This is a genomic window from Pararhizobium sp. DWP3-4, from assembly GCF_049898205.1.
GTDB lineage: Bacteria > Pseudomonadota > Alphaproteobacteria > Rhizobiales > Rhizobiaceae > Pararhizobium.
Window position 1 is genome coordinate 39,225 of record NZ_JAFCXF010000007.1, and the last position, 23,697, is coordinate 62,921.

General features: G+C 61.3%; 25 protein-coding genes. 7 read left to right on the forward strand and 18 right to left on the reverse strand.

Annotated features, from left to right (window positions below):
* Positions 1–246: 246 nt before the first annotated feature.
* Both ACP7E6_RS18640 and ACP7E6_RS18645 read left to right on the forward strand, forming a co-directional pair.
* On the forward strand, positions 247–2,928 hold the full coding sequence (locus ACP7E6_RS18640) for a DNA translocase FtsK (protein ID WP_426231224.1): 2,682 nt from the start codon (positions 247–249) through the stop codon (positions 2,926–2,928).
* Between the two features lie 147 nt (positions 2,929–3,075).
* Entirely contained in the window at positions 3,076–3,744 is a 669-nt protein-coding gene (locus tag ACP7E6_RS18645) for an outer membrane lipoprotein carrier protein LolA (protein ID WP_426231225.1), read from the forward strand.
* Positions 3,745–3,776: 32 nt separating this feature from the next.
* Here ACP7E6_RS18645 and ACP7E6_RS18650 read toward each other — a convergent pair whose 3' ends face one another.
* Positions 3,777–4,283, reverse strand: coding sequence for a GNAT family N-acetyltransferase (locus tag ACP7E6_RS18650; RefSeq protein WP_426231226.1), 507 nt, complete (start codon positions 4,281–4,283; stop codon positions 3,777–3,779).
* 178 nt (positions 4,284–4,461) lie between these two features.
* On the opposite strand from ACP7E6_RS18650, the gene ACP7E6_RS18655 reads away from it, so the two are divergent.
* Complete coding sequence (locus tag ACP7E6_RS18655) at positions 4,462–5,268, forward strand: exodeoxyribonuclease III (RefSeq protein WP_426231227.1); 807 nt, start codon at positions 4,462–4,464, stop codon at positions 5,266–5,268.
* A gap of 15 nt (positions 5,269–5,283) precedes the next feature.
* Here ACP7E6_RS18655 and ACP7E6_RS18660 read toward each other — a convergent pair whose 3' ends face one another.
* The 3 genes from ACP7E6_RS18660 to ACP7E6_RS18670 all read right to left on the reverse strand — a co-directional run bounded on the left by ACP7E6_RS18660 (position 5,284) and on the right by ACP7E6_RS18670 (position 7,600).
* A complete protein-coding gene (locus tag ACP7E6_RS18660) occupies positions 5,284–6,306 on the reverse strand; it encodes an LLM class flavin-dependent oxidoreductase (RefSeq protein ID WP_426231228.1) in 1,023 nt (340 codons plus the stop codon).
* A gap of 125 nt (positions 6,307–6,431) precedes the next feature.
* Entirely contained in the window at positions 6,432–6,887 is a 456-nt protein-coding gene (locus ACP7E6_RS18665; RefSeq protein WP_426231229.1) for a cyclic nucleotide-binding domain-containing protein, read from the reverse strand.
* Positions 6,888–6,916: 29 nt separating this feature from the next.
* Entirely contained in the window at positions 6,917–7,600 is a 684-nt protein-coding gene (locus ACP7E6_RS18670; RefSeq protein WP_426231230.1) for a response regulator transcription factor, read from the reverse strand.
* Positions 7,601–7,742: 142 nt separating this feature from the next.
* Here ACP7E6_RS18670 and ACP7E6_RS18675 point away from each other — a divergent pair, with 142 nt between their 5' ends.
* Positions 7,743–8,294: a L,D-transpeptidase family protein gene (locus tag ACP7E6_RS18675; protein ID WP_426231231.1), complete on the forward strand. Its 552-nt coding sequence runs from the start codon at positions 7,743–7,745 to the stop codon at positions 8,292–8,294.
* Between the two features lie 39 nt (positions 8,295–8,333).
* Here the strand turns inward: ACP7E6_RS18675 and ACP7E6_RS18680 are convergent, their stop codons facing one another.
* From ACP7E6_RS18680 to rplS, 6 genes are all read right to left on the reverse strand, one after another.
* Complete coding sequence (locus ACP7E6_RS18680) at positions 8,334–9,146, reverse strand: class I SAM-dependent methyltransferase (RefSeq protein ID WP_426231232.1); 813 nt, start codon at positions 9,144–9,146, stop codon at positions 8,334–8,336.
* 139 nt (positions 9,147–9,285) lie between these two features.
* Positions 9,286–10,695 (reverse strand): 3-isopropylmalate dehydratase large subunit, encoded by a 1,410-nt coding sequence (leuC, locus tag ACP7E6_RS18685; RefSeq protein ID WP_426231233.1) that lies wholly within the window; start codon positions 10,693–10,695, stop codon positions 9,286–9,288.
* A 587-nt stretch (positions 10,696–11,282) separates the two neighbouring features.
* Positions 11,283–12,095, reverse strand: a complete 813-nt coding sequence (locus ACP7E6_RS18690; protein ID WP_426231234.1) for an amino acid ABC transporter permease — start codon at positions 12,093–12,095, stop codon at positions 11,283–11,285.
* Between the two features lie 9 nt (positions 12,096–12,104).
* Positions 12,105–12,902 carry a basic amino acid ABC transporter substrate-binding protein gene (locus ACP7E6_RS18695; protein ID WP_426231235.1) on the reverse strand — a complete coding sequence of 266 codons (798 nt, stop codon included), beginning with the start codon at positions 12,900–12,902 and terminating at the stop codon, positions 12,105–12,107.
* 156 nt (positions 12,903–13,058) lie between these two features.
* Positions 13,059–13,883, reverse strand: a complete 825-nt coding sequence (locus ACP7E6_RS18700; RefSeq protein ID WP_426231236.1) for a class I SAM-dependent methyltransferase — start codon at positions 13,881–13,883, stop codon at positions 13,059–13,061.
* A gap of 90 nt (positions 13,884–13,973) precedes the next feature.
* Positions 13,974–14,534, reverse strand: coding sequence for a 50S ribosomal protein L19 (gene rplS, locus ACP7E6_RS18705; RefSeq protein ID WP_426231237.1), 561 nt, complete (start codon positions 14,532–14,534; stop codon positions 13,974–13,976).
* A gap of 306 nt (positions 14,535–14,840) precedes the next feature.
* Here rplS and ACP7E6_RS18710 point away from each other — a divergent pair, with 306 nt between their 5' ends.
* Positions 14,841–15,587 (forward strand): sulfite exporter TauE/SafE family protein, encoded by a 747-nt coding sequence (locus ACP7E6_RS18710; RefSeq protein ID WP_426231238.1) that lies wholly within the window; start codon positions 14,841–14,843, stop codon positions 15,585–15,587.
* A 17-nt stretch (positions 15,588–15,604) separates the two neighbouring features.
* On the opposite strand, the gene ACP7E6_RS18715 is transcribed toward ACP7E6_RS18710, so the two are convergent.
* A complete protein-coding gene (locus tag ACP7E6_RS18715; RefSeq protein ID WP_426231489.1) occupies positions 15,605–16,192 on the reverse strand; it encodes a TetR/AcrR family transcriptional regulator in 588 nt (195 codons plus the stop codon).
* 148 nt (positions 16,193–16,340) lie between these two features.
* On the opposite strand from ACP7E6_RS18715, the gene ACP7E6_RS18720 reads away from it, so the two are divergent.
* On the forward strand, positions 16,341–17,564 hold the full coding sequence (locus ACP7E6_RS18720) for an MFS transporter (RefSeq protein WP_426231239.1): 1,224 nt from the start codon (positions 16,341–16,343) through the stop codon (positions 17,562–17,564).
* Between the two features lie 67 nt (positions 17,565–17,631).
* Here ACP7E6_RS18720 and trmD read toward each other — a convergent pair whose 3' ends face one another.
* From trmD to ACP7E6_RS18750, 6 genes are all read right to left on the reverse strand, one after another.
* On the reverse strand, positions 17,632–18,312 hold the full coding sequence (gene trmD / locus ACP7E6_RS18725) for a tRNA (guanosine(37)-N1)-methyltransferase TrmD (protein WP_426231240.1): 681 nt from the start codon (positions 18,310–18,312) through the stop codon (positions 17,632–17,634).
* 4 nt (positions 18,313–18,316) lie between these two features.
* Positions 18,317–18,880 (reverse strand): ribosome maturation factor RimM, encoded by a 564-nt coding sequence (gene rimM, locus ACP7E6_RS18730; RefSeq protein ID WP_426231241.1) that lies wholly within the window; start codon positions 18,878–18,880, stop codon positions 18,317–18,319.
* A gap of 92 nt (positions 18,881–18,972) precedes the next feature.
* Entirely contained in the window at positions 18,973–19,335 is a 363-nt protein-coding gene (gene rpsP, locus ACP7E6_RS18735; protein ID WP_113247035.1) for a 30S ribosomal protein S16, read from the reverse strand.
* A gap of 63 nt (positions 19,336–19,398) precedes the next feature.
* Positions 19,399–19,701, reverse strand: coding sequence for a chorismate mutase (locus tag ACP7E6_RS18740; protein ID WP_037097220.1), 303 nt, complete (start codon positions 19,699–19,701; stop codon positions 19,399–19,401).
* 13 nt (positions 19,702–19,714) lie between these two features.
* Positions 19,715–21,295, reverse strand: coding sequence for a signal recognition particle protein (gene ffh / locus ACP7E6_RS18745; RefSeq protein ID WP_426231242.1), 1,581 nt, complete (start codon positions 21,293–21,295; stop codon positions 19,715–19,717).
* A 310-nt stretch (positions 21,296–21,605) separates the two neighbouring features.
* Positions 21,606–21,935, reverse strand: a complete 330-nt coding sequence (locus ACP7E6_RS18750) for a nuclear transport factor 2 family protein (RefSeq protein ID WP_426231243.1) — start codon at positions 21,933–21,935, stop codon at positions 21,606–21,608.
* Positions 21,936–22,116: 181 nt separating this feature from the next.
* Between ACP7E6_RS18750 and ACP7E6_RS18755 the strand changes: the two genes are divergently transcribed.
* On the forward strand, positions 22,117–23,118 hold the full coding sequence (locus tag ACP7E6_RS18755; RefSeq protein WP_426231244.1) for an MBL fold metallo-hydrolase: 1,002 nt from the start codon (positions 22,117–22,119) through the stop codon (positions 23,116–23,118).
* 66 nt (positions 23,119–23,184) lie between these two features.
* On the opposite strand, the gene ACP7E6_RS18760 is transcribed toward ACP7E6_RS18755, so the two are convergent.
* Positions 23,185–23,601 carry a GFA family protein gene (locus tag ACP7E6_RS18760; RefSeq protein WP_426231245.1) on the reverse strand — a complete coding sequence of 139 codons (417 nt, stop codon included), beginning with the start codon at positions 23,599–23,601 and terminating at the stop codon, positions 23,185–23,187.
* Between the last annotated feature and the right edge of the window lie 96 nt (positions 23,602–23,697).

The following is a 23,697-nucleotide window of genomic DNA, read 5'->3' on the forward strand; positions in this document are numbered from 1 at the left end:
CGCATCCAGTCCCGTCGCGGTTTCGTCTCGTGCGGAACCGCTTTTGACCCGGATTCGTCCGGGTCTTTTTTTGCCCTCACGCATCGCTTTGACTGCCACAAAAGCGCTTTCAATGGGGAAAACCGCCCTTGCAGGTCCGTTTCACGTAAACGAAGCGTCAAGGTTAATAGGGCTTTAACTCTCCTCTGTTTACCTTCGACGCATGCGCGCATGGCGTTTTTCGGGAATAACAGGCAGCAGGTCATCATGAGCAGAAGCAATCAGGCGGTATACGACAACCGTTCCAACCGGTTTGTGCTTTCCACATTCGTCTGGAAACAGATCGCCGCTCTTGCGGGGTTTGCGGTATTCGTCGCTCTCGGTTTCGCCATTGCCGCATTGTCGAGCTGGAACGTCGCCGATCCCAGCTTCTCCTACGCGACCGCCGATGCCCCGACCAACCTGCTGGGCTACACCGGTGCCGCCTTCGCCGATATCTTCATGCAGTTCTTCGGCATTGCCAGTGTCGTGGCGCTCCTTCCCGTCGTCGCCTGGGGCTTGGTGCTGATCATCGGCAAACCCTTCGATCATATCGTCAAGCGCGCCGGTGCCTGGTTCTTCGGGTCCGTGCTCGCCTCGGCTGCGCTGAGCTGCATCCCTGCTCCCGTCACCTGGCCGCTGCCGAACGGCCTTGGCGGCGTGTTCGGCGACATGATCCTGCGCTTTCCAGCCCTATTCACCGGCACCTATCCGAGCGGCACATTCGGCACCGTGCTCGCCGTCCTATTCACGCTTCCCGCCGCCTATTTCCTGATCTACAGCGCCGGCCTCATCGGCGTATCCGACGCTGAGGACGAGAACGACGTGCCTGTACCGGCACCCAGCAAGGCCCGCACCGTCAGCGACGAATCCGAAGACGACGAATCCGAGGGTATCATCATGGTGATGGCTGGTGCACTCACCCATATGCGCTTCACCGCCCAGGCCCGTATCCGCCGTCTGTTTGGCCTCAGCGGCCGCCGCAAGCAGGCGGTGCGCGATTATGACGAACCCTATGATTTCAACGGGGATGAATTCGGCACGCTGAACGAACCGTCACGCCCGAAAGCCGTTGCCCGCTCCGAGCGGGTCGAGCCGTCGCTGGACCGCAGCGAGCGCCGCACCGTCGTCGCGCCGTCGATGTCGATGGACGACGAGGACGACGATTTCCCCGCTATCGACAACCGCCGTGCATCCGCTGACATTCTGCCCGGTGGTGACGAGGACGACGATATCGACCCGGCCGCCGACTGGGCGCCGGTCCCGGCACCGCGCAAGCCGGCAATGCCGTCGGCCACGGCACGCGTTGTCCCCCCAGCACCCCGTCCGAAGACCGGCCAGCGCATCGAACGCGAAGCGCAGACGTCGCTGGTGTCCGACGATGACGATTTCACCCTGCCGCCGCTGCATTTCCTCGCCGAGCCGAAAAACGTCGCCCGCGACGCGACGTTGTCGGCCGATGCACTCGAACAGAATGCCCGCATGCTGGAAGGCGTGCTGGAGGACTTTGGTGTCAAGGGCGAGATCATTCATGTCCGCCCGGGCCCGGTGGTCACCATGTACGAACTGGAGCCAGCCCCCGGCATCAAGTCGTCGCGAGTCATCGGCCTGGCCGACGATATCGCCCGCTCGATGTCGGCGATCGCCGCCCGCGTCGCCGTCGTGCCCGGCCGCAACGCCATCGGCATCGAACTGCCCAACCAGCGCCGTGAAACCGTCTATCTGCGTGAACTGATCGGATCGAGGGATTTCGAGACCAGCAAGACCCGTCTTGCCATGGCGCTCGGCAAGACGATCGGCGGCGAACCGGTCATCGTCGATATCGCCAAGATGCCGCATCTATTGGTCGCGGGCACCACCGGTTCGGGTAAATCGGTCGCCATAAATACCATGATCCTGTCGATCCTCTACCGGCTGAAGCCGGAGCAATGCCGCCTGATCATGATCGACCCGAAGATGCTCGAACTCTCCGTCTATGACGGCATTCCGCACCTGCTCTCGCCCGTCGTCACCGATCCGAAAAAGGCCGTCGTCGCGCTGAAATGGACCGTGCGCGAGATGGAAGAGCGCTACAAGAAGATGTCGAAGATCGGCGTGCGCAACATCGACGGCTTCAATTCGCGCGTCGAACAGGCGATGGCCAAGGGCGAGCAGATCAGCCGCACCGTCCAGACCGGATTCGACCGCCAGACTGGCGAAGCCGTCTACGAGACGGAAGAGTTCGACCTGCAGCCGATGCCCTATATCGTCGTCATCATCGACGAAATGGCCGACCTGATGATGGTCGCCGGCAAGGACATCGAAGGGGCCGTCCAGCGTCTGGCCCAGATGGCCCGTGCGGCCGGCATCCACGTGATCATGGCAACGCAGCGCCCGTCTGTCGATGTCATCACCGGCACGATCAAGGCCAACTTCCCGACCCGCATTTCCTTCCAAGTCACCTCGAAGATCGACAGCCGCACCATTTTGGGTGAACAGGGCGCCGAACAGCTGCTTGGCATGGGCGACATGCTCTACATGGCCGGCGGCGGCCGTATCCAGCGTGTGCACGGCCCGTTCGTCTCGGACACCGAGGTCGAGGATGTCGTCAAATATCTAAAAACCCAGGGCTCGCCGCAATATCTCGATGCCATCACCGAAGATGACGACGAGGACGACGAAGGCGGCAGCGGCCCGGCCGGCACATCCAACCTTGCCGAATCCGACGATCCCTACGACCAGGCGGTTGCCATCGTGCTGCGCGACGGCAAGGCATCGACATCCTATGTCCAGCGCCGCCTCGGCATCGGCTACAACCGCGCCGCCTCGCTGATCGAGCGCATGGAGCAGGAAGGCATCATCGGTGCTGCCAACCATGCCGGCAAACGCGAAATCCTGGTGCCGACCGAAAGCGACATCACCGGCAGGTAATCCGTTGGGAAAGCCGTCGCGTGCACTCCGGAATCCCTGGCGCACATAGCCCGGGCGCCCTCACGGGGATTTGAAGCCGGGCGCAGGACAGGCCTTGAAGGCGCCGCACTTGCGCTCCACATGAGACTGGAAATGAAGGAGATAACGATGACAGACACCGAAACCGGCCATTTTGAACAGGACATGAAATTTCCGTCCCTGTCGCGCCGTGCCTTCGTTGGCGGTCTGGCTGTTTTCGCTGCCCTGACCTTCATCGGTCTGCCCGTTGAGCCTGCCCGGGCGCAGACCGCCATTGCCCAGAAAATCGCCGATCATTTCGCCTCCGTCAAAACCATGAGCGGCGAGTTCGTACAGTTCGGCCCGCGCGGCGAACAGACGGGCGGCAAGTTCTTCATCAGCCGCCCCGGCAAGATCCGCTTCAACTATGAGGCGCCCTCGCCGATGCGGGTGATCGCCGACGGCAAGTCCGTCGTCATTGGCAATCAGAAAATGAAGACCTGGGATATCTATCCTTTGTCGAAGACGCCGCTGAAGCTGCTGCTATCCGACAATATCGACCTGACCGGCAAGATGGTGCGCGACGTCAAGGAAGAGGCCGATCTCACCACCATCGTGCTGGGCGACCGCACCGTGTTTGGCGATGCGACGATCACCCTGATGTTCGACCCGAAAACCTACGACCTGCGCCAGTGGACGATCACCGACGCGCAGAAGAAGGACACCTCGGTGATGATCTTCAACGTCAAGAACGGCGTGCCGATGGACGACAAGGTCTTCCAGATCCCTTACGACGACATCAACAATCGCGGCAAGTAAAACCGGCAACGGCAGATTGGATGCCGCTGCGTTTACTGCGCCGAAGCGCCGCCAACGATGCGGCGCGTCATCAGGATTTCATCGATCTCCCTGCCCTCGTGAATTGTTCCTCCTTGAATACGGCCGGCCTGCGTAAACCCCTCACGCTGGTAAAAACGGATAGCCGACGGGTTTTCGGCGCTGACGGCGAGCTCCAGCTGCCGGATACCGGCTTGCAGGGCATGAGCGACCAGCATATCGAGAATTGCCTTCGCATGCCCGCCGCCGCGCCTGCCTTTGCGTACATAGACCATGATGACGGTGCCGCGATGCGCCATCTTGCTGGCAGTCTGCGGCATCAGGCCCATGATGGCGACCGGCTCGCCCTCATGAAAATCGACAAAGACGGCATTAACGGTCAGTCGCCGTGTCCATTCGGCATCCGGCAAAGCCTCCCAATCCGCAGCGCTGCTGGCAAAATTCGCCGGTTCGTTGCGTAAAGCTTCGAGCCGGATTTGGCGAAACACCTGCATATCGTCTGGGCCAAGCTGGCGGATCATGGGGCACCCTGTCTTGCCGGGGAATCGCGGCGGTTGAAAACCTCACCGGCAATAGATATCACCATCAGCGGCTGTCAACATAGGCCCCTGGTCCACGTGTGAAGCCGACCTAAAAGCCCCCCTGACGAACGCGGGCTGCGTCCGTTTCCACGTCGCATTCTCACGAAGGACCCCTTGCATGGCATTGTCGATCGCCACCTGGAACATCAACTCGGTGCGCCTGCGCATGCCGCTGGTCGAGCATCTCTTGAAGACCTGGGCGCCGGATATTCTCTGCGTGCAGGAAACCAAGGTTGCCAACGATCTCTTCCCATTTTCGCCGCTGAAGGCGCTGGGTTACGAGCATATCGCCATCCATGGCCAGAAGGGTTATCACGGCGTCGCCACCATCTCCCGCCTGCCGCTGCATGAGTTGAGTGACCGGCGCGACTACTGCGGCGTGGGCGATGCCCGCCATCTCTCGGTCGTCTTTGAAAAATCGGCCAAGAAAATCCGCCTGCATAATTTCTATGTGCCCGCCGGCGGCGACGAGCCGGACCGGACGATCAACCAGAAATTCGGCCATAAGCTCGATTTCATCGACGAGATGAAGCTGCTCCATGCCGAAAGCGAGGCCGGCATTTCGTCGGTTCTGGTCGGCGATCTCAACATCGCGCCGCTGGAACACGACGTCTGGTCGCACAAGCAGCTCCTTAAGATCGTCAGCCACACGCCGATCGAAACCGAAGGCCTGACGGCCGTGCTGAACGGTGGCGCCTGGGTCGACCTGATGCGCCAGCACAAGCCGTCGCCGGAAAAGCTCTACACCTGGTGGAGCTACCGCGCCAAGGATTGGGAAGGTGCCAACAAGGGCCGCCGTCTCGACCATGTCTGGTCGTCCGCCGACCTCTCGCCGCACCTTACCCGCGTCGATATCCTCAAGGAAGCCCGGGGCTGGGACCGCCCCTCAGACCACGTCCCCGTCATCGCCCATTTCGATCTTTAGGGGCGATAACCGATCTTACCGCCAGCCGAGCGCCGGTGCGACATGCTTCAGGACCGACTCGATGACGTGGGCGTTGTAATCGACGCCCAGCTGGTTCGGGACGGTCAGAAGCAACGTATCGGCCTCGGCGATCGCCTCGTCTTCGGCCAGTTGCCGGATGAGGACGTCGGGCTCTGCGGCATAGGAGCGGCCGAAGATCGCCCGCGTCTGGTCATCGATATAGCCGACCGTATCGCTTTCCTTGCTGCCACCGCCGAAATAGGCGCGGTCGCGATCATCCACGAGCGCGAAGATGCTGCGGCTGACCGACACACGGGGCGTGCGCGTATGGCCGGCTTCCTTCCAGGCCTCCCGGTAGAGGCGGATCTGCGCCGCCTGCTGGACGTGGAAGGGTTCGCCGGTTTCGTCATTCTTCAGCGTCGAGCTCTGCAGGTTCATGCCGAGCTTTGCCGCCCAGATGGCCGTTGCATTCGAGCTGGCCCCCCACCAGATGCGCTCGCGCAAGCCTTCCGAATGCGGCTCGAGCCGCAACAGGCCCGGCGGATTGGGAAACATCGGACGCGGGTTCGGCTGGGCAAAGCCCTGGCCTTTCAACGTTTCGAGCAAGACTTCGGTGTGCTTGCGCGCCATATCCGCATCGCTCATGCCGTCCTGCGGCTCATACCCGAAATAGCGCCAACCATCGATCACCTGTTCAGGCGAACCACGGCTGATGCCCAGCTGCAGGCGCCCGTTCGATATCAGGTCGGCACTCCCGGCATCCTCGGCCATGTAGAGCGGGTTCTCATAGCGCATGTCGATAACGGCCGTACCGATCTCGATCTTTTTGGTTCTGGCGCCAATAGCGGCGAGAAGCGGAAAGGGTGCGGCAAGCTGCCGGGCAAAATGATGCACACGGAAATAGGCGCCGTCCGCACCCAATTCTTCGGCGGCAACCGCGAGATCGATCGATTGCAGCAGCGCGTCTCCGGCAGACCGGGTCCCCGATTGCGGCGAAGGTGTCCAGTGTCCGAACGAAAGGAAGCCGATTTTCTTCATTGTTTTCTATCCCGATGATGGCGATGTGTTGCAGCATAGATGGGGAACAAGCACGCCACAGCAAAGACCGAAGGCCAGCCGCAGACCCCCTGTCGTCGAAACACACTGTCTCCGAAAGGAAACGTCTACCCGAATTTCGGCGCCAGTTTCTGCATCGCGCTGATCATCGCCTGCAGGTTGGCCTTGATCCGGCCTTCGACCACGACGGCGACTTCCGGATATTCCTCCAGCATGCGGCGAAACAGCGGCCGGTTGATGCGGATGACTTCACTGTCTTCCTCGGCCGTCGCGGTAAACTTGCGCTCGACGAAGGAAATCATCGCCAATTCGGACAGAAGCGTTCCGCGCCCGACGGTGTCAAACCGTTCGACGCTGCCATCGACCAGGTGGCGCGTCAGCGTAACGGAGCCGCTGGCAATGGCAAAGGCACAATCGGCCGGCGCGCCCTCGCGAAACAGCTGCTGGCCCTTGTTCAACCGGCGCCGCTCGGCCCCGAAGGCGATCAGCCGCAATTTGTCGTCATCTATATCCGCAAACAGCGGCACGAGGGACAGAAGGGCGATATCGTCATTCAGCGACAAAGGGATACCTCTAAGCGGGCATGATGCGGTTAGGGAACGATCTTGTAGCCGCCATTCTCTGTCACCAAAATCTCCGCATTGGAAGGGTCGCGTTCGATTTTCTGGCGCAGCCGGTAGACATGAGTCTCCAGCGTATGGGTGGTGACGCCGGAATTATAGCCCCAGACCTCCTCAAGCAGCACGTCGCGGGTCACGACCTTCTGGTCGGCGCGGTAGAGGTAGCGGATGATTGCTGCTTCCTTTTCGGTCAGCCGGATCTTTTGGCCGTTTTCCAGCGTCAAGAGCTTCTGGCCCGGCTTGAACGTGTAGGGGCCGACGGTGAAGGTGGCGTCCTCGCTCTGTTCGTGCTGGCGCAGCTGCGCCCGGATGCGGGCAAGCAATACCGCAAAACGAAAGGGCTTGGTGACATAGTCGTTGGCGCCGGCCTCGAGCCCGAGGATCGTATCCGAATCCGTATCATGCCCGGTCAGCATGATGATCGGCGGCTTGAAGCCGCCCTTGCGCAGAAGCTTGACCGCCTCGCGGCCATCCATGTCCGGCAGGCCGACATCCATAACCAGCAAGGCTATCTGGTTGTTGCGGGCAGTGTTGATGCCCTTGGCGGCCGTCGCCTCCTGCAGAATGGTGAACTCCTCATAGAGAGCAAGCTGCTCCACCAGGGTTTCACGCAGGTCGTTGTCGTCATCGACGAGAAGAATGGTGCGGGCCGACATGGTATTCTCTCCTTGCTTGCGGTCTTAAACTAACGCAATTGCTGCCTTAGACAAGCTCCGCAGCACTCACCCGGTTGTTACATATCGTGCAATGCTATGGTTATGTTTCAAATCACGGACAACGCAAAAAACTGTGAGCAAAATGCGATTGAAATCCCGCAAGGTTGCCGTTCCCGCCCGCACCATCACCGTCAGAGCAAAGCCCCGCAACCGCAGCCGCGCACTGGTGAATTTTGCCGGACGTACCGAGGAAGCCGCCATCGGCCGCAGCGGCATCACCGCGCGCAAGCGCGAAGGCGATGGCGCCACCCCGATCGCCGCCATGCGCCTCATTGGCGGCTATGTCCGCCACGACCGCATTCCCCGATCGCCAACCGCCTTGCCGCTACGCTTCACGCCGGAAAAGCTGCTCTGGTGCGACGAGCCCCGCCATGCACTCTATAACCGCCCCGTGGGCGCGCCGTTCACGCCCAGCCACGAAAAGATGCGGCGTGAAGACGGGCTTTACGACGTCTGCCTGGTGATGGACTGGAACCTGCGCAGCCGGAAGCGCTACGGCGGCTCGGCGATCTTCTTCCACCTCGCCAAACCCGGCTACACGCCGACCGAGGGTTGCGTCGCCGTCAGCCTGCCGTCGATGAAGCGGCTGCTGCGCTTCATGCGGCGGGGGACGGTGGTCAGGGTGGTGCGTTAAGGTCTGGGCGAATTTCCACATCACGAAGAGGCAGACTGGTTACGGCAGTGCCGTAATGATATGCGCGCGGATGGGGCCTTCAATGGCTCCGTCACCGAACTGCCGCCTCAGCGCACCGGCAACGGTTTCGGTCACATCCTGCAGTTTTCCGGGTGCACGCGTCTCGATCTCGACGGCAAGCGGATTGCCTTGACAATAGGCCGTCGCCGCATCGAGCGCGGATCTGGCGCGGCTGACACAGTCGACCGTCTCGGTCTTCACCGACGAGAATCCGGCGGCTCGCGCATCCGCAGCGATCGCCGAAGGGTCGTGGTACCCGTGCGGCGTCCGCTCCATGAAACGCGGCGGATCGTCCGGAAACATATCCGTCAGCGTTCGCGCGGCAGTCATGACGAACGCGTTGTTCTGGATGGAATCCCAGACATTGAAGAGATAGCGCCCGGTAGGTTTCAAAACACGCCGGGCTTCGCGGTAGCCGGCGATCTTGTCGGGGAAGAACATCACGCCGAACTGGCAAGCGACGATGTCGAAGGACTGGTCCTCGAATGGCAATGCCAGACCGTCCGCCTGCTTCCAGGTGATGCGGTCGTCCACGCCCTGATTGGCTATCGCCAGGTCGAGCATCGGCTGGTTGAGATCCGTGGCGACGATCCGTGTTTCAGCGCCGAGCCCGGACGCCATGGCGCGGGTCAACACCCCCGTGCCAGCGGCGACCTCGAGCACGTCGCGCGGTGCAAACGTCGCAATCCGCGCCGCCATCTCCCGCGCATACGGCTCGAAGATCATCGGAACGAAGAGTTGCTGGTAGATCGCCGGCATGCCGCCAGCAAAGACTTTGTCCGCACCGGTCATGATGAAACTCCCAAACCGCGAGGCCCGATCGAGTATACGCGCCCAAACGAAAAGGCGGAAGCACTGCTTCCGCCTTAGCCGGATCTAAGATTGGGGCACAAAGACGCCGTGAACCTAACCACGGAGCCCTCCGCCGAGACTACTTCCAGTCGCGGATATCGACGAAATGTCCCGAAACCGCTGCAGCAGCAGCCATCGCCGGCGAAACGAGGTGCGTGCGGCCCTTAAAACCCTGGCGGCCTTCGAAGTTGCGGTTGGAGGTCGAGGCGCAGCGTTCGCCCGGCTTTAAGCGGTCGTCGTTCATGGCAAGGCACATCGAACAGCCCGGCTCGCGCCAGTCGAAACCGGCCGCCTTGAAGATCACGTCGAGGCCTTCGGCTTCCGCCTGTTCCTTGACGAGGCCGGAACCCGGAACGATCATCGCCGAAACCGTCGAAGCCACGGTACGGCCTTCCACAACCTTGGCGACTTCGCGCAGGTCCTCGATGCGGCCATTGGTGCAGGAGCCGATGAAGACGCGGTCGATATTGATATCTGTGATCTTCGTGCCCGGCTTCAGGCCCATATAGTCGAGCGCGCGCCACTTGGAGGTGCGCTTGTTCTCGTCGGTAATTTCGTCCGGGTTCGGCACGATACCCTGAACCGAGATGACGTCTTCCGGCGAGGAGCCCCAGGAGACGATCGGCGGCAGGTCGGCGGCATTGAGGACGACGACGCGGTCATAGTGCGCGCCTTCATCGGTCTGCAGCGTCTTCCAGTAGGCGATCGCCTTTTCCAGGTCTTCGCCCTTCGGCGCGCGCGGCTTGCCCTTGATATATTCGAAGGTCTTTTCGTCCGGCGCGATCAGGCCGGCGCGGGCGCCGCCTTCGATCGTCATGTTGCAGACGGTCATGCGGCCTTCCATCGACAGCGCGCGGATGGCTTCGCCGGCAAATTCGATGACACTACCGGTACCGCCGGCGGTGCCGATCTCGCCGATGATGGCCAGGATGATATCCTTGGCGGTGACATGCTCCGGCAGGACGCCATCGACACGCACCAGCATGTTCTTGGCCTTCTTCTGGATCAGCGTCTGGGTGGCAAGCACATGCTCGACCTCGGACGTGCCGATGCCATGCGCCAAAGCCCCGAAAGCACCATGGGTCGAGGTGTGGCTGTCGCCGCAGACGATGGTCATGCCCGGCAGGGTGAAGCCCTGTTCGGGTCCGACGATATGGACGATGCCCTGGCGGATATCGCTGGCCGAATAATATTCGACGCCAAAATCGGCAGCATTCTGAGCGAGCGCCTCGACCTGGATGCGGCTTTCCTCGTTCTTGATGCCGAGATGGCGATCCGGCGAGGTCGGCACATTGTGGTCGACGACGGCAAGCGTCTTCTGCGGAGCCCGGACCTGACGGTTCGTCAAGCGAAGGCCTTCGAACGCCTGCGGGCTCGTCACTTCGTGAACGAGATGGCGATCGATATAGAGAAGACAGGTTCCGTCATCCTGTTGATCGACCAGATGGTCGTCCCAGATCTTGTCGTAGAGGGTACGCGGTGCGCTCATGGCTGTGCATCCATTTGAAGTTCGGGCATTGTGAAGAAAGGCTCAGGAAAAAGTCCGGCAAAGGCGCCGGGGACCGGTCGGGATCAGGCCCCGACGGTCAGATAAGCCGGCTGCTGAGGGCGCCGGAAACGCACGCAAAAAACCGTGCCGGCAGACGCTTGTGGTCCTGCAGCACGACGATTTTCTGCTCGTAACATCCGAATTTGGATTCCATGAGCGGGGATATAGCAATTTTTTGAAGGTTCTTCAATTGCCATCGTGTCAGCATTGCTTCGATGAATTTAGCGCGCGACGTTTATGCCTCTGTGGGCGTGCGCCTTTGCCAGTATGTACGACTGAAAAGCGTCCACGCCAAATTGATCGAAAACATTAAGATCAAAACAGACAGAATCCAGGCAGTCACACCGCTCAGCGCAAACGCATTGGCCAGAAAGTAAACCGGAAGGAAGAGCGCCGCGGAAAGAATCTTAACGGAAAGCACTAAAAGCAGGAGCCATTTTGCGGCAAACTTTAAAGCAATCATATTGATCCCTCAACTGACGTCACCTTCAACCTATAGACGAGTTTGGAGCGCATATCAATGATTGCTATCGGGATGTTCGCCGCATCCTCTGCTCCAATCGCCGCAACCCCAATGACAGCCCGACCGTCAAGATCAGGTAGATATAGGCGACGATCGAATAAGTCTCGAAGAACCGGAACGAACCCGACGCATAGATCTTGCCCGCCTGGGTGATATCGGCGACGCCGAGTACCGAGACCAAGGAACTATCCTTCACCATCGCCACGAAATCATTGCCGAGCGGCGGCAGGATGACGCGGATCGCTTGCGGGAAGACCACCAACCGGAAGCGTTGATAGCGCGACAGGCCGAGCGCCTTGGCTGCCTCGATCTGCCCCTTGTCGACAGACAGGATGCCGGCGCGAAAAACCTCGGCGATGAAGGCGGAATAGCCGATCGACAGCGCGATGATCGCCCGCCACATCAAGGACAGGTCGCGCACCACCATCGGCTCCATGGCCCCTGCCGAAATCAGCGGTGACAGCAGGAAGTTGATCGCAACCACCAGCGCCGGGGCGCCGGCAAAGGCGATGTAGAACAGCAGAACCAGGATCGGAATGCCGCGGATCACCTCGGTATAGAACCGGGCAATCTGGCGCAGTGCTGCGCGATCCGACAGCGCCATCAGCGCAATGCCGAGCCCCAAGGCCGTGGCGAAGAAGAAGCCGACCAGCGTCACGAAAATGGTGATGCCGATACCGGCCGAAACGATGCTGAAAACCTGGCGGTAGACACCGCTGGAGATGATCACCACGGCCAGCGCCACGGCGATCACGGCAAGGGCGACCAGCCACCAGGGATAGTCGCCCTTCTGGGAATTATCGTGCGCAGGCGTCATCGGTGGCGATCATTCGCCCATCTTGTAATCGACGAACCATTTCTGGTTCAGCTTGTCGAGCGTGCCGTCTGCCTTCAGCGCCGCAATGGCGGCATTGACCGGCGCGACCAGATCCGAGCCCTTCTTGAAGATGAAGCCGAAATCCTCGGTGCCGAGCGGCCCGCCGACGACCTTGAGGCCACCGGCTGAGGAATCGACATAGCCCTGCGCCGCGACGCTGTCGGTCAGGACGACATCGACATCGCCCGCCTTCAGCGCCTGCACCGTCGCGCCGAATGTTTCGAACAGTTTGACCCGCGGGTTCTGCTCATTGCCGTCGAGCATTTCGTAGACCGCTGTGTAGAACGGCGAGGTTCCCGGCTGCGCACCGACCAGACCGTCAGCAAAGGCGCCAAACGTTTTGGCGTCGGCAAAGCGGGTTTCGTCGCCGCGCACCAGCATGAACTGCTGCGAGCGCATATAGGGATCGGAGAAATCCACCTTCGCCTTGCGCTCATCCTTGATGGTGATGCCGGTCATGCCGATATCGTACTGGCCGTCGGAAACCGACTGGATCATCGCATCCCAGGAAGTGTTCTGGATTTCCAGCTTGAAATTCAGCCGCTTGGCGATCTCTTCCATCGCGTCATATTCCCAGCCGATCGCCTTGCCGCTCTTCGGATCGACGAACTGGAGCGGCGGATAGGCATTCTCGGTAACCACAATGACGGTGCGCCCGGCCAGATCCGGCAGATCGGCGGCGGCAGCGCTGAAAGGCGCAAGAACAAGGGCGGTCAGGCCGGCGAGAAGGGTGCGGCGGGAAAACATGGGCGGCTCCTGAATTGTGGCGACCGGAAAGTGTCACAGAAGCCAACGGGCTGGCAAGGGCCGCGGCTTGGCCCTTGATGGCAAAAGTTGGAACGGCTCGCCGTATCCGGTCGATTTCGCGAAAAATCCTACCGGACGCCATGTCTGGCCGCGAACTTATCGAGCCTTCGTCGCCCCGATCGAGAACGATAGCGGAATGCGCGGCAGGCCCGACGCCTGTTCGAACTGGTCTTCGCCTGTCTCGATCATGCCCGGATAATGCCGCCAGACGAGGATTTCGTGCTCATTGAGGAAATCCAGCGTCATTCCGGCCTTCAATAGGGCGTTGACGGTGTCGCTGAGCGGGTGCAGCCATTCGTACATGTGCTGGTGGGTCAGCGTCCGTTCGTCGCCGGTATAGGTGTGGGTTTCCTCAAACAGAAGCGGTGCGTCGATCGGCGTGCGCCAGCCATGGGTGAGCGACAGGCGGCCACTCCCGGTACCTTCGTACTGATACATCTGCGGATGTCCGTCGAGCAGGTAGAGCCGGCCGCCGGGGCGCAGCAGGCTGGCAACGACTTTGGCCCATTCAAAAATATCCGGCAGCCAATGGATGGCACCCCAGGTGACGAAGACGATGTCGTAGGTCCGGTGCTCCAGCGCTGCTACTGCATCATAGACAGGGGCCTCGACGAAGGTTGCCTCGGTTCCGGCCCTTTCGGCAAAATCCCGCGCAGCAGTGATGGCAACCGGGGAAAAATCGAGCCCGGTGACCGAGCGCGCGCCCAGATGCTTGAGGCTCAGCGTATCCAGCCCGATATGGCATTGCAGATGGATGACGTCCTTGCCCGCAATATCGCCGATCTCGCCGGCTTCCAGCGCATGCAGCGACGAGCCGCCGGCAATCACCCGGTCGATCCGGTAGCTGCCCGTCGTGTCGGTCGCATGCAATCCCGCCCGGTCGTCCCAGTTCAGGCGGTTGGTTTCGATATAATCGTTCAACGTGTTCTTCCCCCAAAGAATTCCCCTGCCCAAAACAGAAAAAGGCGGCCCGAAGACCGCCTTTTCAAAACAATCCCGATGGATTGAAGCTTATTCTGCTGCCGGCTCAGCGGCTGCGGCTGCAGCGGCGGCTTCTTCAGCGGCCTTGGCGGCGGCTGCTTCTGCTGCGGCGGCTTCAGCTGCTGCCTTTTCGGCGGCCAGCGCCTGTGCTGCTGCGATCTTTTCAGCTTCCAGACGTGCCTTTTCTTCGGCAACGGCGGCGCGTTCGGCATCGTTCAGCTTGCGGGCGCGAACGCCGGTGTCTTCAACGATACGAGCCGACTTGCCGCGACGATCGCGCAGGTAGTACAGCTTGGCGCGACGGACCTTACCGCGGCGAACGATCTCGACGCCTTCGACCATCGGCGAGTAAACCGGGAAGACGCGCTCGACGCCTTCGCCGTAGGAAATCTTGCGGACCGTGAAGCTTTCGTTGATGCCACCGCCGGAACGGGCAATGCAAACGCCTTCATAGGCCTGGATACGGGTACGGGTACCTTCCGTCACGCGAACGTTGACGCGGAGGGTGTCGCCTGCCGAAAATTCCGGAAGCGTACGCTTGGCGGCAATCTTGGCGGCCTGTTCGGCTTCCAGCTGCTGGATGATGTTCATGGGTCTAACCTTCTCAAGTTCTTCTGCAACAGCCAGAGCGCTCGATCGAACCTGTTGGACCAGACCTCAGATGAGGCGCCTCAAGGTTTTGTTTCTCGTAAAGAGAAACAGGAGCGAATTCACCATTCTTTGTTTTCGGCTGACGGGATTTTTCCCGAACCGGTCGGGCGAATACACCAAAGAGCAGCGTTTGTCATCCCCGGACGACAAAAATTCTCCCTGCCGCAAGCCGGGGGACGATGATTTCCACGTCTTGCCGCCGGTGAACCTGCAGGCTATGTCCGATTCTACCGCTGGAGGAGCGTCATGTCCATATCCACTACCATCATGCTGTTTGTCGCAGGGTTCCTGTCGAGCGCCGTCAATGCGGTGGCCGGCGGCGGCACCTTTCTGACCTTCGGTGCCATGACGCTGGCGGGCCTGCCGCCGATCGTTGCCAATGCCACCTCCTCCATCGTCCAGTTTCCCGGCTACGTGACCTCGGCACTCGCCTATCGCAAGGAGATCTGGGCGGACCGCCGTGAGGCGGCCATCCTCGGCGCACTCTCCCTGATCGGGGGCCTCGCGGGTGCATTGATCCTGCTGTCGCTGTCCAATCCTTCCTTCCGGGCTATGGTCCCCTGGTTGCTGATTGCGGCGACTGCGATTTTCGCCGCCGGCCCGCTATTGCGGCCGAAATCGGCTAGCGACGACGCGCCGATGGGCCCGCTTGGTCTCATCAGCCAGTTTGCCACCGCTATCTATGGGGGCTTCTTCGGCGCCGGCATGGGCATCATGATGCTGGCCGTACTCGGTATCGCCAAGGGCGGCGATTACCACCGGCTGAACGCGCTGAAGAATTTCCTCGCCATGGTCATTGCCGCCGTCGCCATTGTCGTCTTTGCCGGCGGCAATGTCGTCGGCTGGCTGCATGCCGCCGTCATGATCCCCGGCGGCGCGCTCGGTGGCTATGCCGGCGTCTGGCTCGCCCGCCGCGTGCCGCAGGCGCTGATTCGCGGCCTGGTCGTCGCTGTCGGCCTGTTGCTGGCGGTCTATTACTTCGTCACGGGCTGAGGCGCGCGCCGCCGTGCCTACTTCACCCGCAACCCGTCCAGCAAGGTGCGAAACCCCTGAACCGCCCTTCTGGAGGTCTGCTGCGGGTCGTCGGAATTGGCGATCCACAGGGCGGCATTGCTGCTGGCGCCATTGATCAGGCGCGCGGTCACTTCCTCATCGACATCGATGATCACGCCGTCCTGCTTGAGTTCGCTGAGACTTTGCTTGAGCGCCGCGATACAGCCGTTTGTGGTTGGCCATTGCGAGATATCGCCCAGTACGGCCGGGCCGTCGCGAAACATGATCCTTTGGATTTCCGGCTCCAGCGCCATCTCGATATATGTCGAACACTCATCGACAAAACCCTGCCAGCGCGTCGGGGCACCGGCCGAAACCACGTGCAGACGCTCCGTCATCTCCGCGTCGATTTCCCGGATGACCGCCTGCAGCAATCCCTTCTTGTCACCGAAATGATGATACAGCGCACCCCGCGTCAGCCCCGCCGCCGCAGTGAAATCATCCATCGATGATTCCGCGTATCCAACCGTACCAAAGGCGTGGCGGGCAGCGGCCAGCAGTTTGGCGCGCGTCTCGGCGATCATTTCCGGGCGAGGCCTGATTATCCTCATTGAGAGCTCCTAATTCACATACGCAGCGTATTTATTTTTACATACGCCTCGTATTTTAATTGACATACGACGCGTACGCAACCATGTTATTTCATACGCCACGTATGTAAGTGGTCTGTCAGGATGATTGTAGGAGCATTCCATGTCCAACCCTTACAAGGAAATATTCAGCGTGCCGGGGGCCAAAGGTTTCTCCGCCGCCGGTTTCTTCGCCCGCCTGCCGATTGCCATGGCACCGATCGGGATTGTCGCCATGCTGTCGCAGACACGCGGCGAGTACTGGATCGCCGGCGCAGTGTCGGCAACCTTCGCGCTCACCAACGCGCTCGTCGCACCGCAGGTCTCGCGCCTGGTGGACCGGTTCGGGCAAACAGCTGTCATTGTGCCGAGCACGGTTGTCTCGGTAATCGCCTTTGCCCTCCTCATCCTGTCGGCCAACCAGGGCTGGCCGGAATGGACCCTGTTCGCTGCAGCCCTTCTTGCCGCCGCCATGCCCAGCATGCCGGCCATGCTGCGGGCGCGCTGGACCGAAATCTTTCGCGGCCGCCCCGAGCTGAACACCGCCTTCGCCTTTGAATCGGCAGCCGATGAGCTGGTTTACATCGCCGGCGCCTCGCTGTCGGTCGGGCTGGCTGTCTCGCTGTTTCCCGAGGCTGGCATGCTGATCTCAACGGTTTTCTTGGCTATTGGAACCGCAGCCTTTGCGCTGCAGCGCTCGACCGAACCGGCCGTGCGTCCGGGTGTAGCCGGAACAGTGCGGACATCCGCCATTCGCCTGCGGTCCGTGCAGATCATCACACTGGCGCTGATCTTCGTCGGCTCGATGTTTGCAACCGCCGAGGTCACCACCGTTGCCATGACCAAGGAGCTAGGCCAACCGGGCGCCGCCAGCTTGGTCATCGGCGTCTACGCGATCGGATCCTTCGTCGTTGGCCTTGTGATGGGCGCCTTGAACCTGCGCACGCCGCTGCAAACGCAGCTGCTGATCGCCGTCAGTGTCCTAGCCATCACTGCCTTGCCGTTGCTGATCGCCGGGACAGTTCCCTTTCTCGCTCTCGCCGTCTTCGTCAGCGGCATCGCCATCTCGCCCACCTTCATCACGGCCTTTGGCCTGATCGAGCGCCGGGTGCCGGAATCAATGCTGACGGAAGGCATCACCTGGGTGACAACCGGCATCGGCATCGGCATGGCCCTGGGCGCGTTTCTGGCCGGCTGGGTCGTCGACAATTTCGGCGCGCAGAACGGCTTCTGGCTATCCGTGGCGGCCGGCGTGGCTGTGGTCGTTACCATCGCCCTTGGCCAGAAGACCCTTGCCGGTGGCAGGCTGGACACAACCGGCGATGCGCTACCCCAGGCGGCGGAGTAAACCGGAAACAGCATGGTGCGCTGAACCAGCGTGCCATGCCGTTTATGATGAAGCCTCAGGACAGGGCCTATTTCTTCAGGAGATCCGGCCTGCGTTCAACTGTCAGCCGCCTCGCCTCAGCCTCGCGCCACCTGGCGATATCGCCATGATGGCCAGAGGTCAGCACGGCCGGGATTTCCCGCCCTTCGAACACCGGCGGCCGCGTGTAATGCGGATGCTCAAGCAATCCGCCTTCGAAACTTTCGTGCACGCCGGAAAGATCATTGCCCATGACGCCGGGCAGGATGCGCACGATGGCGTCGAGCAGGATCAGCGCCGCGGGCTCCCCGCCGGAGAGAATATAATCGCCGATCGAAACCTCTTCGAGTTCCCGCCCGTCGATCACCCGCTGGTCGACACCTTCGAACCGGCCGCAGACGATGATGGCGCCGGGGCCGCTGGCGAGTTCGCGCACCCGCTCCTGCGTCAACGGTTTGCCACGCGGGCTCATCAGCAGGCGTGGACGGTCGTCGCCATCAGACGCATGATCGATGGCTTTCGCCAGAATATCGGCCCGCAGCACCATGCCGGCTCCGCCACCGGCCGGGGTATCATCGACCGTGCGGTGCCTGTCCTCGGCAAAGTCGCGGATCTGCAGCGTATCGATCGCCCAGTGCCCACGCTCCAGCGCCTTGCCGGACAGCGAATGGCCAAGATGCCCCGGAAACATGTCCGGATAGAGCGTCAGAATGGTGGCGCGGAAGGGCAAGGTTTTACTTCGCCTTCGGCTTGAACTGGCTGGTCGGGTCCTCGTCCTTGTCGTCGGTGAGGCCGGCGGCGAGCGGATCGACCAGCATCGTGCCGGCTTCCAGATCGATTTCCAGCACCGACCATTCGGTAAAAGGGATCAGCACCGGCCGCTTGCCGGGGCCTTTCAGCTCGAGCAGATCGCCCGCGCCAAAATCAAAAACGCCGGTGACGGTGCCATAGCTTTTGCCGTCCGCATCGAGTGCTTCGAGACCTTCGAGATCGGCATAGAAGAATTCGTCCTCGTCGAGATCGTCGTCCGGCAGGTTGTCGCGCTCGACGTAGAGTTCCAGCCCGTTCAGCGCTTCGGCCGCATTGCGGTCGTTGACGCCGCGAAACCGCACGACGACGACATTCTTCATCTCCCGCACTTCCAGGACCTCGAACGTGCGTCCGTCCTCGGCATGCAGATGGCCGTAGTCGCCGATCGCGGTCGGTTCCTCGGCAAACGACTTGACGCGCACTTCGCCGCGCAACCCTTGCGCGCCGCCGATCGTTCCCATCAGCACAGGGTTTTTGAGTTTGCTCATTGCCGGGTCACTCTCCAGATCATGCCATTCGCATAAACGAAAACGGGCGGCATGAAAACGCCGCCCGCTTCAGAAATAGGCTATTGCCTGGCTTATTCGGCTGCAGCAGCGGCTGCGTCTTCAGCCTTCTGCTTGGCTTCGGCGATACGCTCGACAGCCTTCTTGCCCGGCAAGCCCTTGGTCGGGTTGACGCGTGCTTCGCGAGTTGCAACGCCGGCTTCGTTGAGGAAGCGCAGGACGCGGTCGGTCGGCAGCGCGCCATTCGACATCCAATACTGGATACGCTCGAGGTTCAGTTCAACGCGCTTTGCGTCTTCCTTCTTGAGCATCGGGTTCCACGAGCCGACCTTTTCCAGGAAACGGCCGTCGCGCGGCGAACGCACGTCAGCAATAACGATCTGGTAGAACGGGCGCTTCTTGGAACCACCGCGGGCGAGACGAATTTTCAGTGCCATGTCATGTACTCCTTGAGATATAAACCGCCTCTGGCGGCCTTTTTGTGTAATTTTTAAAGCTGATCAATCCTTGAGATCGGCAGCGATGGCTTCATGATGCCGGATGACTTCGTGGATGATGAAGTTCAGGAACTTCTCCGCGAAATCCGGATCCAGATTGGCATCCCGCGCCAGATGGCGAAGGCGTTCGATCTGGTATTCCTCGCGCGCCGGGTCCGCCGGCGGCAAATTGTATTTGGCCTTCAGCACGCCCACTGCCTTGGTGCAGCGGAAACGCTCGGCCAGCATGTGCACCAGCGCCGCGTCGATATTGTCGATCGACTGGCGGTAGCCCGAAAGTTCCTGTTTGACTGCTGGATCAATCATACCGGTCCAGTCCTCACTTCTTCTTCGGCAGGCCGGGAAGCCCCGGGAATCCGCCACCGAGACCGGGCAGCTTCAGGCCGCCACCGCCCAAACCGGGCAAACCGCCGCCGCCCCCCATCCCAGGCATGCCGCCCTTGCCGAGGCCAGCGGCCTCCGCCTGCTTCTGCAGGGCTTCGAGCTGCTTGGGGTCCATCTTCGACAGGTCGGGCATGCCGCCCATTCCGCCGCCCATGCCACCAAGGCCCATCTTGCCGGCAAGGCCACCCATCATCTGCTTCATCATGCCGCCCTTGCCCTTGCCGCCCATCATTTTCATCATGTCGGCCATGGAACGGTGCATTTTCAGCAGCTTGTTGATTTCGGCCGCATCCGTGCCGGAACCGGCCGCGATGCGCTTCTTGCGGGAATGCTTGAGAATATCCGGGTTGGCGCGCTCGGCCTTGGTCATCGACGAGATGATCGCCATCTGGCGGCCAAACATCTTGTCGTCGAGACCGGCAGACGCCATCTTGTCCTTCATGCCGGCCATCCCGGGCATCATGCCCATGATGCCGCCCATGCCGCCCATCTTCTGCATCTGGCCGAGCTGATCAGCGAGATCGTTGAGATCGAACTTGCCGGTCTTCATCTTGGCGGCCATGGCCGCTGCCTTCTCGGCATCGATGTTTTCGGCAGCCTTCTCGACCAGCGAGACGATGTCGCCCATGCCGAGGATACGGTCGGCGACGCGGCGCGGGTGGAACTCTTCCAGCTCCGCCATCTTTTCGCCGACGCCGATCAGCTTGATCGGCTTGCCGGTGACGGCGCGCATCGACAGGGCTGCACCGCCGCGGCCGTCGCCGTCCATACGGGTCAGGACGAGGCCGGTAATGCCGACGCGCTCGTCGAAATTGCGGGCGAGATTGACGGCGTCCTGACCGGTCAGCGCATCGGCGACCAGCAGGATTTCGTGCGGGTTGGAGCGGCGCTTGATCTCTGCCATCTCGAGCATCAGCGGCTCGTCGATATGGGTACGGCCGGCGGTGTCGAGGATGACGATGTCATGGCCGCCGAGCTTGGCAGCTTGGACTGCGCGCGCGGCGATATCGGTCGGCGACTGGCCGGCAATGATCGCCAGCGTATCGACGCCGGTCTGGACACCGAGCTGGCGCAGCTGTTCCTGCGCTGCCGGACGGCGCGTGTCGAGCGACGCCATCAGGACCTTCTTCTTGTCCCGCGTCTTCAGGCGAAGGGCGATCTTGCCGGTCGTCGTCGTCTTACCCGAGCCCTGCAGACCGACCATCATGATGACGACGGGGGCAGCGGCATTGAGATCGATCGGCACGCCTTCGGAGCCGAGCATGTTGATCAGCTCGTCATGGACGATCTTGACGACCATCTGGCCAGGCTTGATCGACTTCAGGATTTCGGCACCGACAGCCTTTTCGCGCACCTTGTCGGTGAACGAACGCACGACTTCGAGCGCGACGTCGGCTTCCAGGAGCGCACGGCGAACCTCGCGCAGGGCGGCCGTTACATCGGCTTCCGACAGCGCGCCACGGCCGGTCAATCCATTCAGGATTGACCCAAGGCGGTCCTGGAGACTTTCAAACATCGCTTCATCCTTGTCGTTTCGGATTTTGGTTTGCGCATATGCCTTACTTTCTCGGCTTCGCCTCGAAAGGGACATGCGCGATGCCCGAAACGTTGTGCTTTTCCTTGACGAAAACAAGACGCAAAGCCAAAAAGCACCCGAGGGCGCAACGCGCTATCGGGTGTTGACCTCCGGGATCTCCGCAATGGGTCCGGGTCGGTGGCTACAAGTCTTGTTCTTGTCGCAGATTGCGGGCGGTAAACACGATATGTCCGGGAAAGTCAAGGCGAGGCGGCGATTTCACCGTTTCAGCCGCCCATCTGCAAGCCTTTCAGGCATCGCGGCCGAAATAGACTTCAACCGAAGCGATGCGATCTCCGTGAAACCGGATGACCTCGACATTGCGAAACGCGCCGCCGTCCTGCTTTTCAGCCCGGTAGCGCACTAGCGCTTCATTGTCCTCCAGCGAAATGCGTTCGATGTGGATGGCACGGAAGGCCGGCGGCTGCGGCCAGCAACGTTCGAAATAGGCCGCCTTGTCGATATGGTCGTCGCGAGGACTGGAAAAGGTGAAATCCTCCGTGAGCATGTCGGAGACCTCGTCCTTCCGGTTGGCGAGATAAGCTGCAAAGAGCCCGCGAACGGTTGCTTCCCTATCCATGTCACCCTCCTATAACGGATTGTCATTGGAAATCAGTTATAGCCCAAACGACGTTCCGGCGCCAGAAATCGGCTCGAGCGGTGCGGCCATCGCTTCGAAACCGGCGTGCTACCGACGGATTGAAGGGATGAAGGCAGGCCCCCATGTTAAGGAGCAAAGCCGGTCCAATGAAAGCGCCACAGTGAGCCAGATCAGAAATCCCTATTATACCGGCCCCATCTCCGACCATTTCGACGGCACCGTCTTCTTCAACCCCGAGGGCGAAGCGCCGCTCGGCTTTCGCGAGTTGATGCGCTGGCAATTCGGCGGCGGCCGCATGGCCTGGCCAATAAGCGCGCCCAGTCCTTTCCCCCCGGCAAAACCGGACGATCGCGTCGATGGCGACGGCCTGCGAGTCACCATGGTTGGCCATGCGACGCTGCTGATCCAGGTCGCCGGGCTCAATATCCTCACCGACCCCGTCTGGTCGCCGCGCACCAGCCCGTTTTCCTTCGTCGGCCCCAAGCGCGTGGTCGCGCCCGGCATTGCTTTTAACGATCTGCCGCCGATCGATATCGTTGTTGTCACCCACAATCACTACGATCATCTCGATCTCGCCACCTTGAAGCGGCTGCACGCGGAGCATGGTCCCCACATCATCACCCCGCTCGGCAATGACACGATCATCCACCGCGCCGTTCCCGATGCAAAAATTTCCGGCATGGACTGGGGCGAGCAGATCTCCTTTCGGGACGACGTCACGATCGACTGCGAGCCCTGCCATCACTGGTCGGCCCGCAATGCCCGCGACCGCCGCATGGCGCTCTGGGCCGCCTTCGTGATCTCGGCGCCAGCAGGAAAGATCTACCATATCGGCGATACCGGCTTTCACGACGGCATCAACTACAAGGCCGCCGCAGTAAAACACGGCCCCTTCCGCCTCGCCAACCTGCCGATCGGCGCTTACGAACCGCGCTGGTTCATGAAGGCCCAGCATCAAAACCCAAAGGAAGCCGTTGAGGGCATGCAGCTCTGCAACACCGCCTATGCTGCAGGCCATCATTTCGGGACGGTGCAACTGACAGATGAGGCGATCGAAGCACCGGTCCGGGCGCTCGAGGTTGCCTTGGAGGATCAGAGCGTCGCGCCGGAGCGGTTTCGGGCGCTGCGGGCGGGCGAGGTGTTCGACGTGCCTGCGATGTAGCGCCTCCTCGCCCTTATGACGGGGATGGCGAAGCTGGGCTACCTCCGTGCGAAACGAGCATCCGTATCACCCCTCCGGAAATTCCCGATACTGCGGCAGATCGTCGGTGATCTCGTACCACGGCGCCTTCGAGCCGACGAAAATATGCGCGGTTGGCCGGATCGACGGCGCATCCACCAGCGTGCCCATGGGGACATGGGCGTAAGTGCCATCGCGCACCACCGAATAGACCAGCGACCCGCAGGTGCCGCAATGCACGTCATGGGTCTCATCGGGATTGCCGTAGATCAATATCGCTTCCGCGCCCTTGACGAGCTGAAACCGCTCACGCCTGATCCCGGCAATCGGCTTGAAGGCCGACCCGGTGGTGCGCCGGCACTTGGAACAATGGCAGTTCATCGCATATTCGAAGGCGTCACCGACCACATATTCGACAGCGCCGCACATGCACTTTCCGGCAAGAAGGGACGGTGTTTCGGGCATGTCATGTCTCCGGAAGCGTCAGTGGCCAGCAATCAGCATGACCCGCGCCCGCCGGGACTGCAACGCCTCGACCCACACCTGCCAACGCAGCTTCCA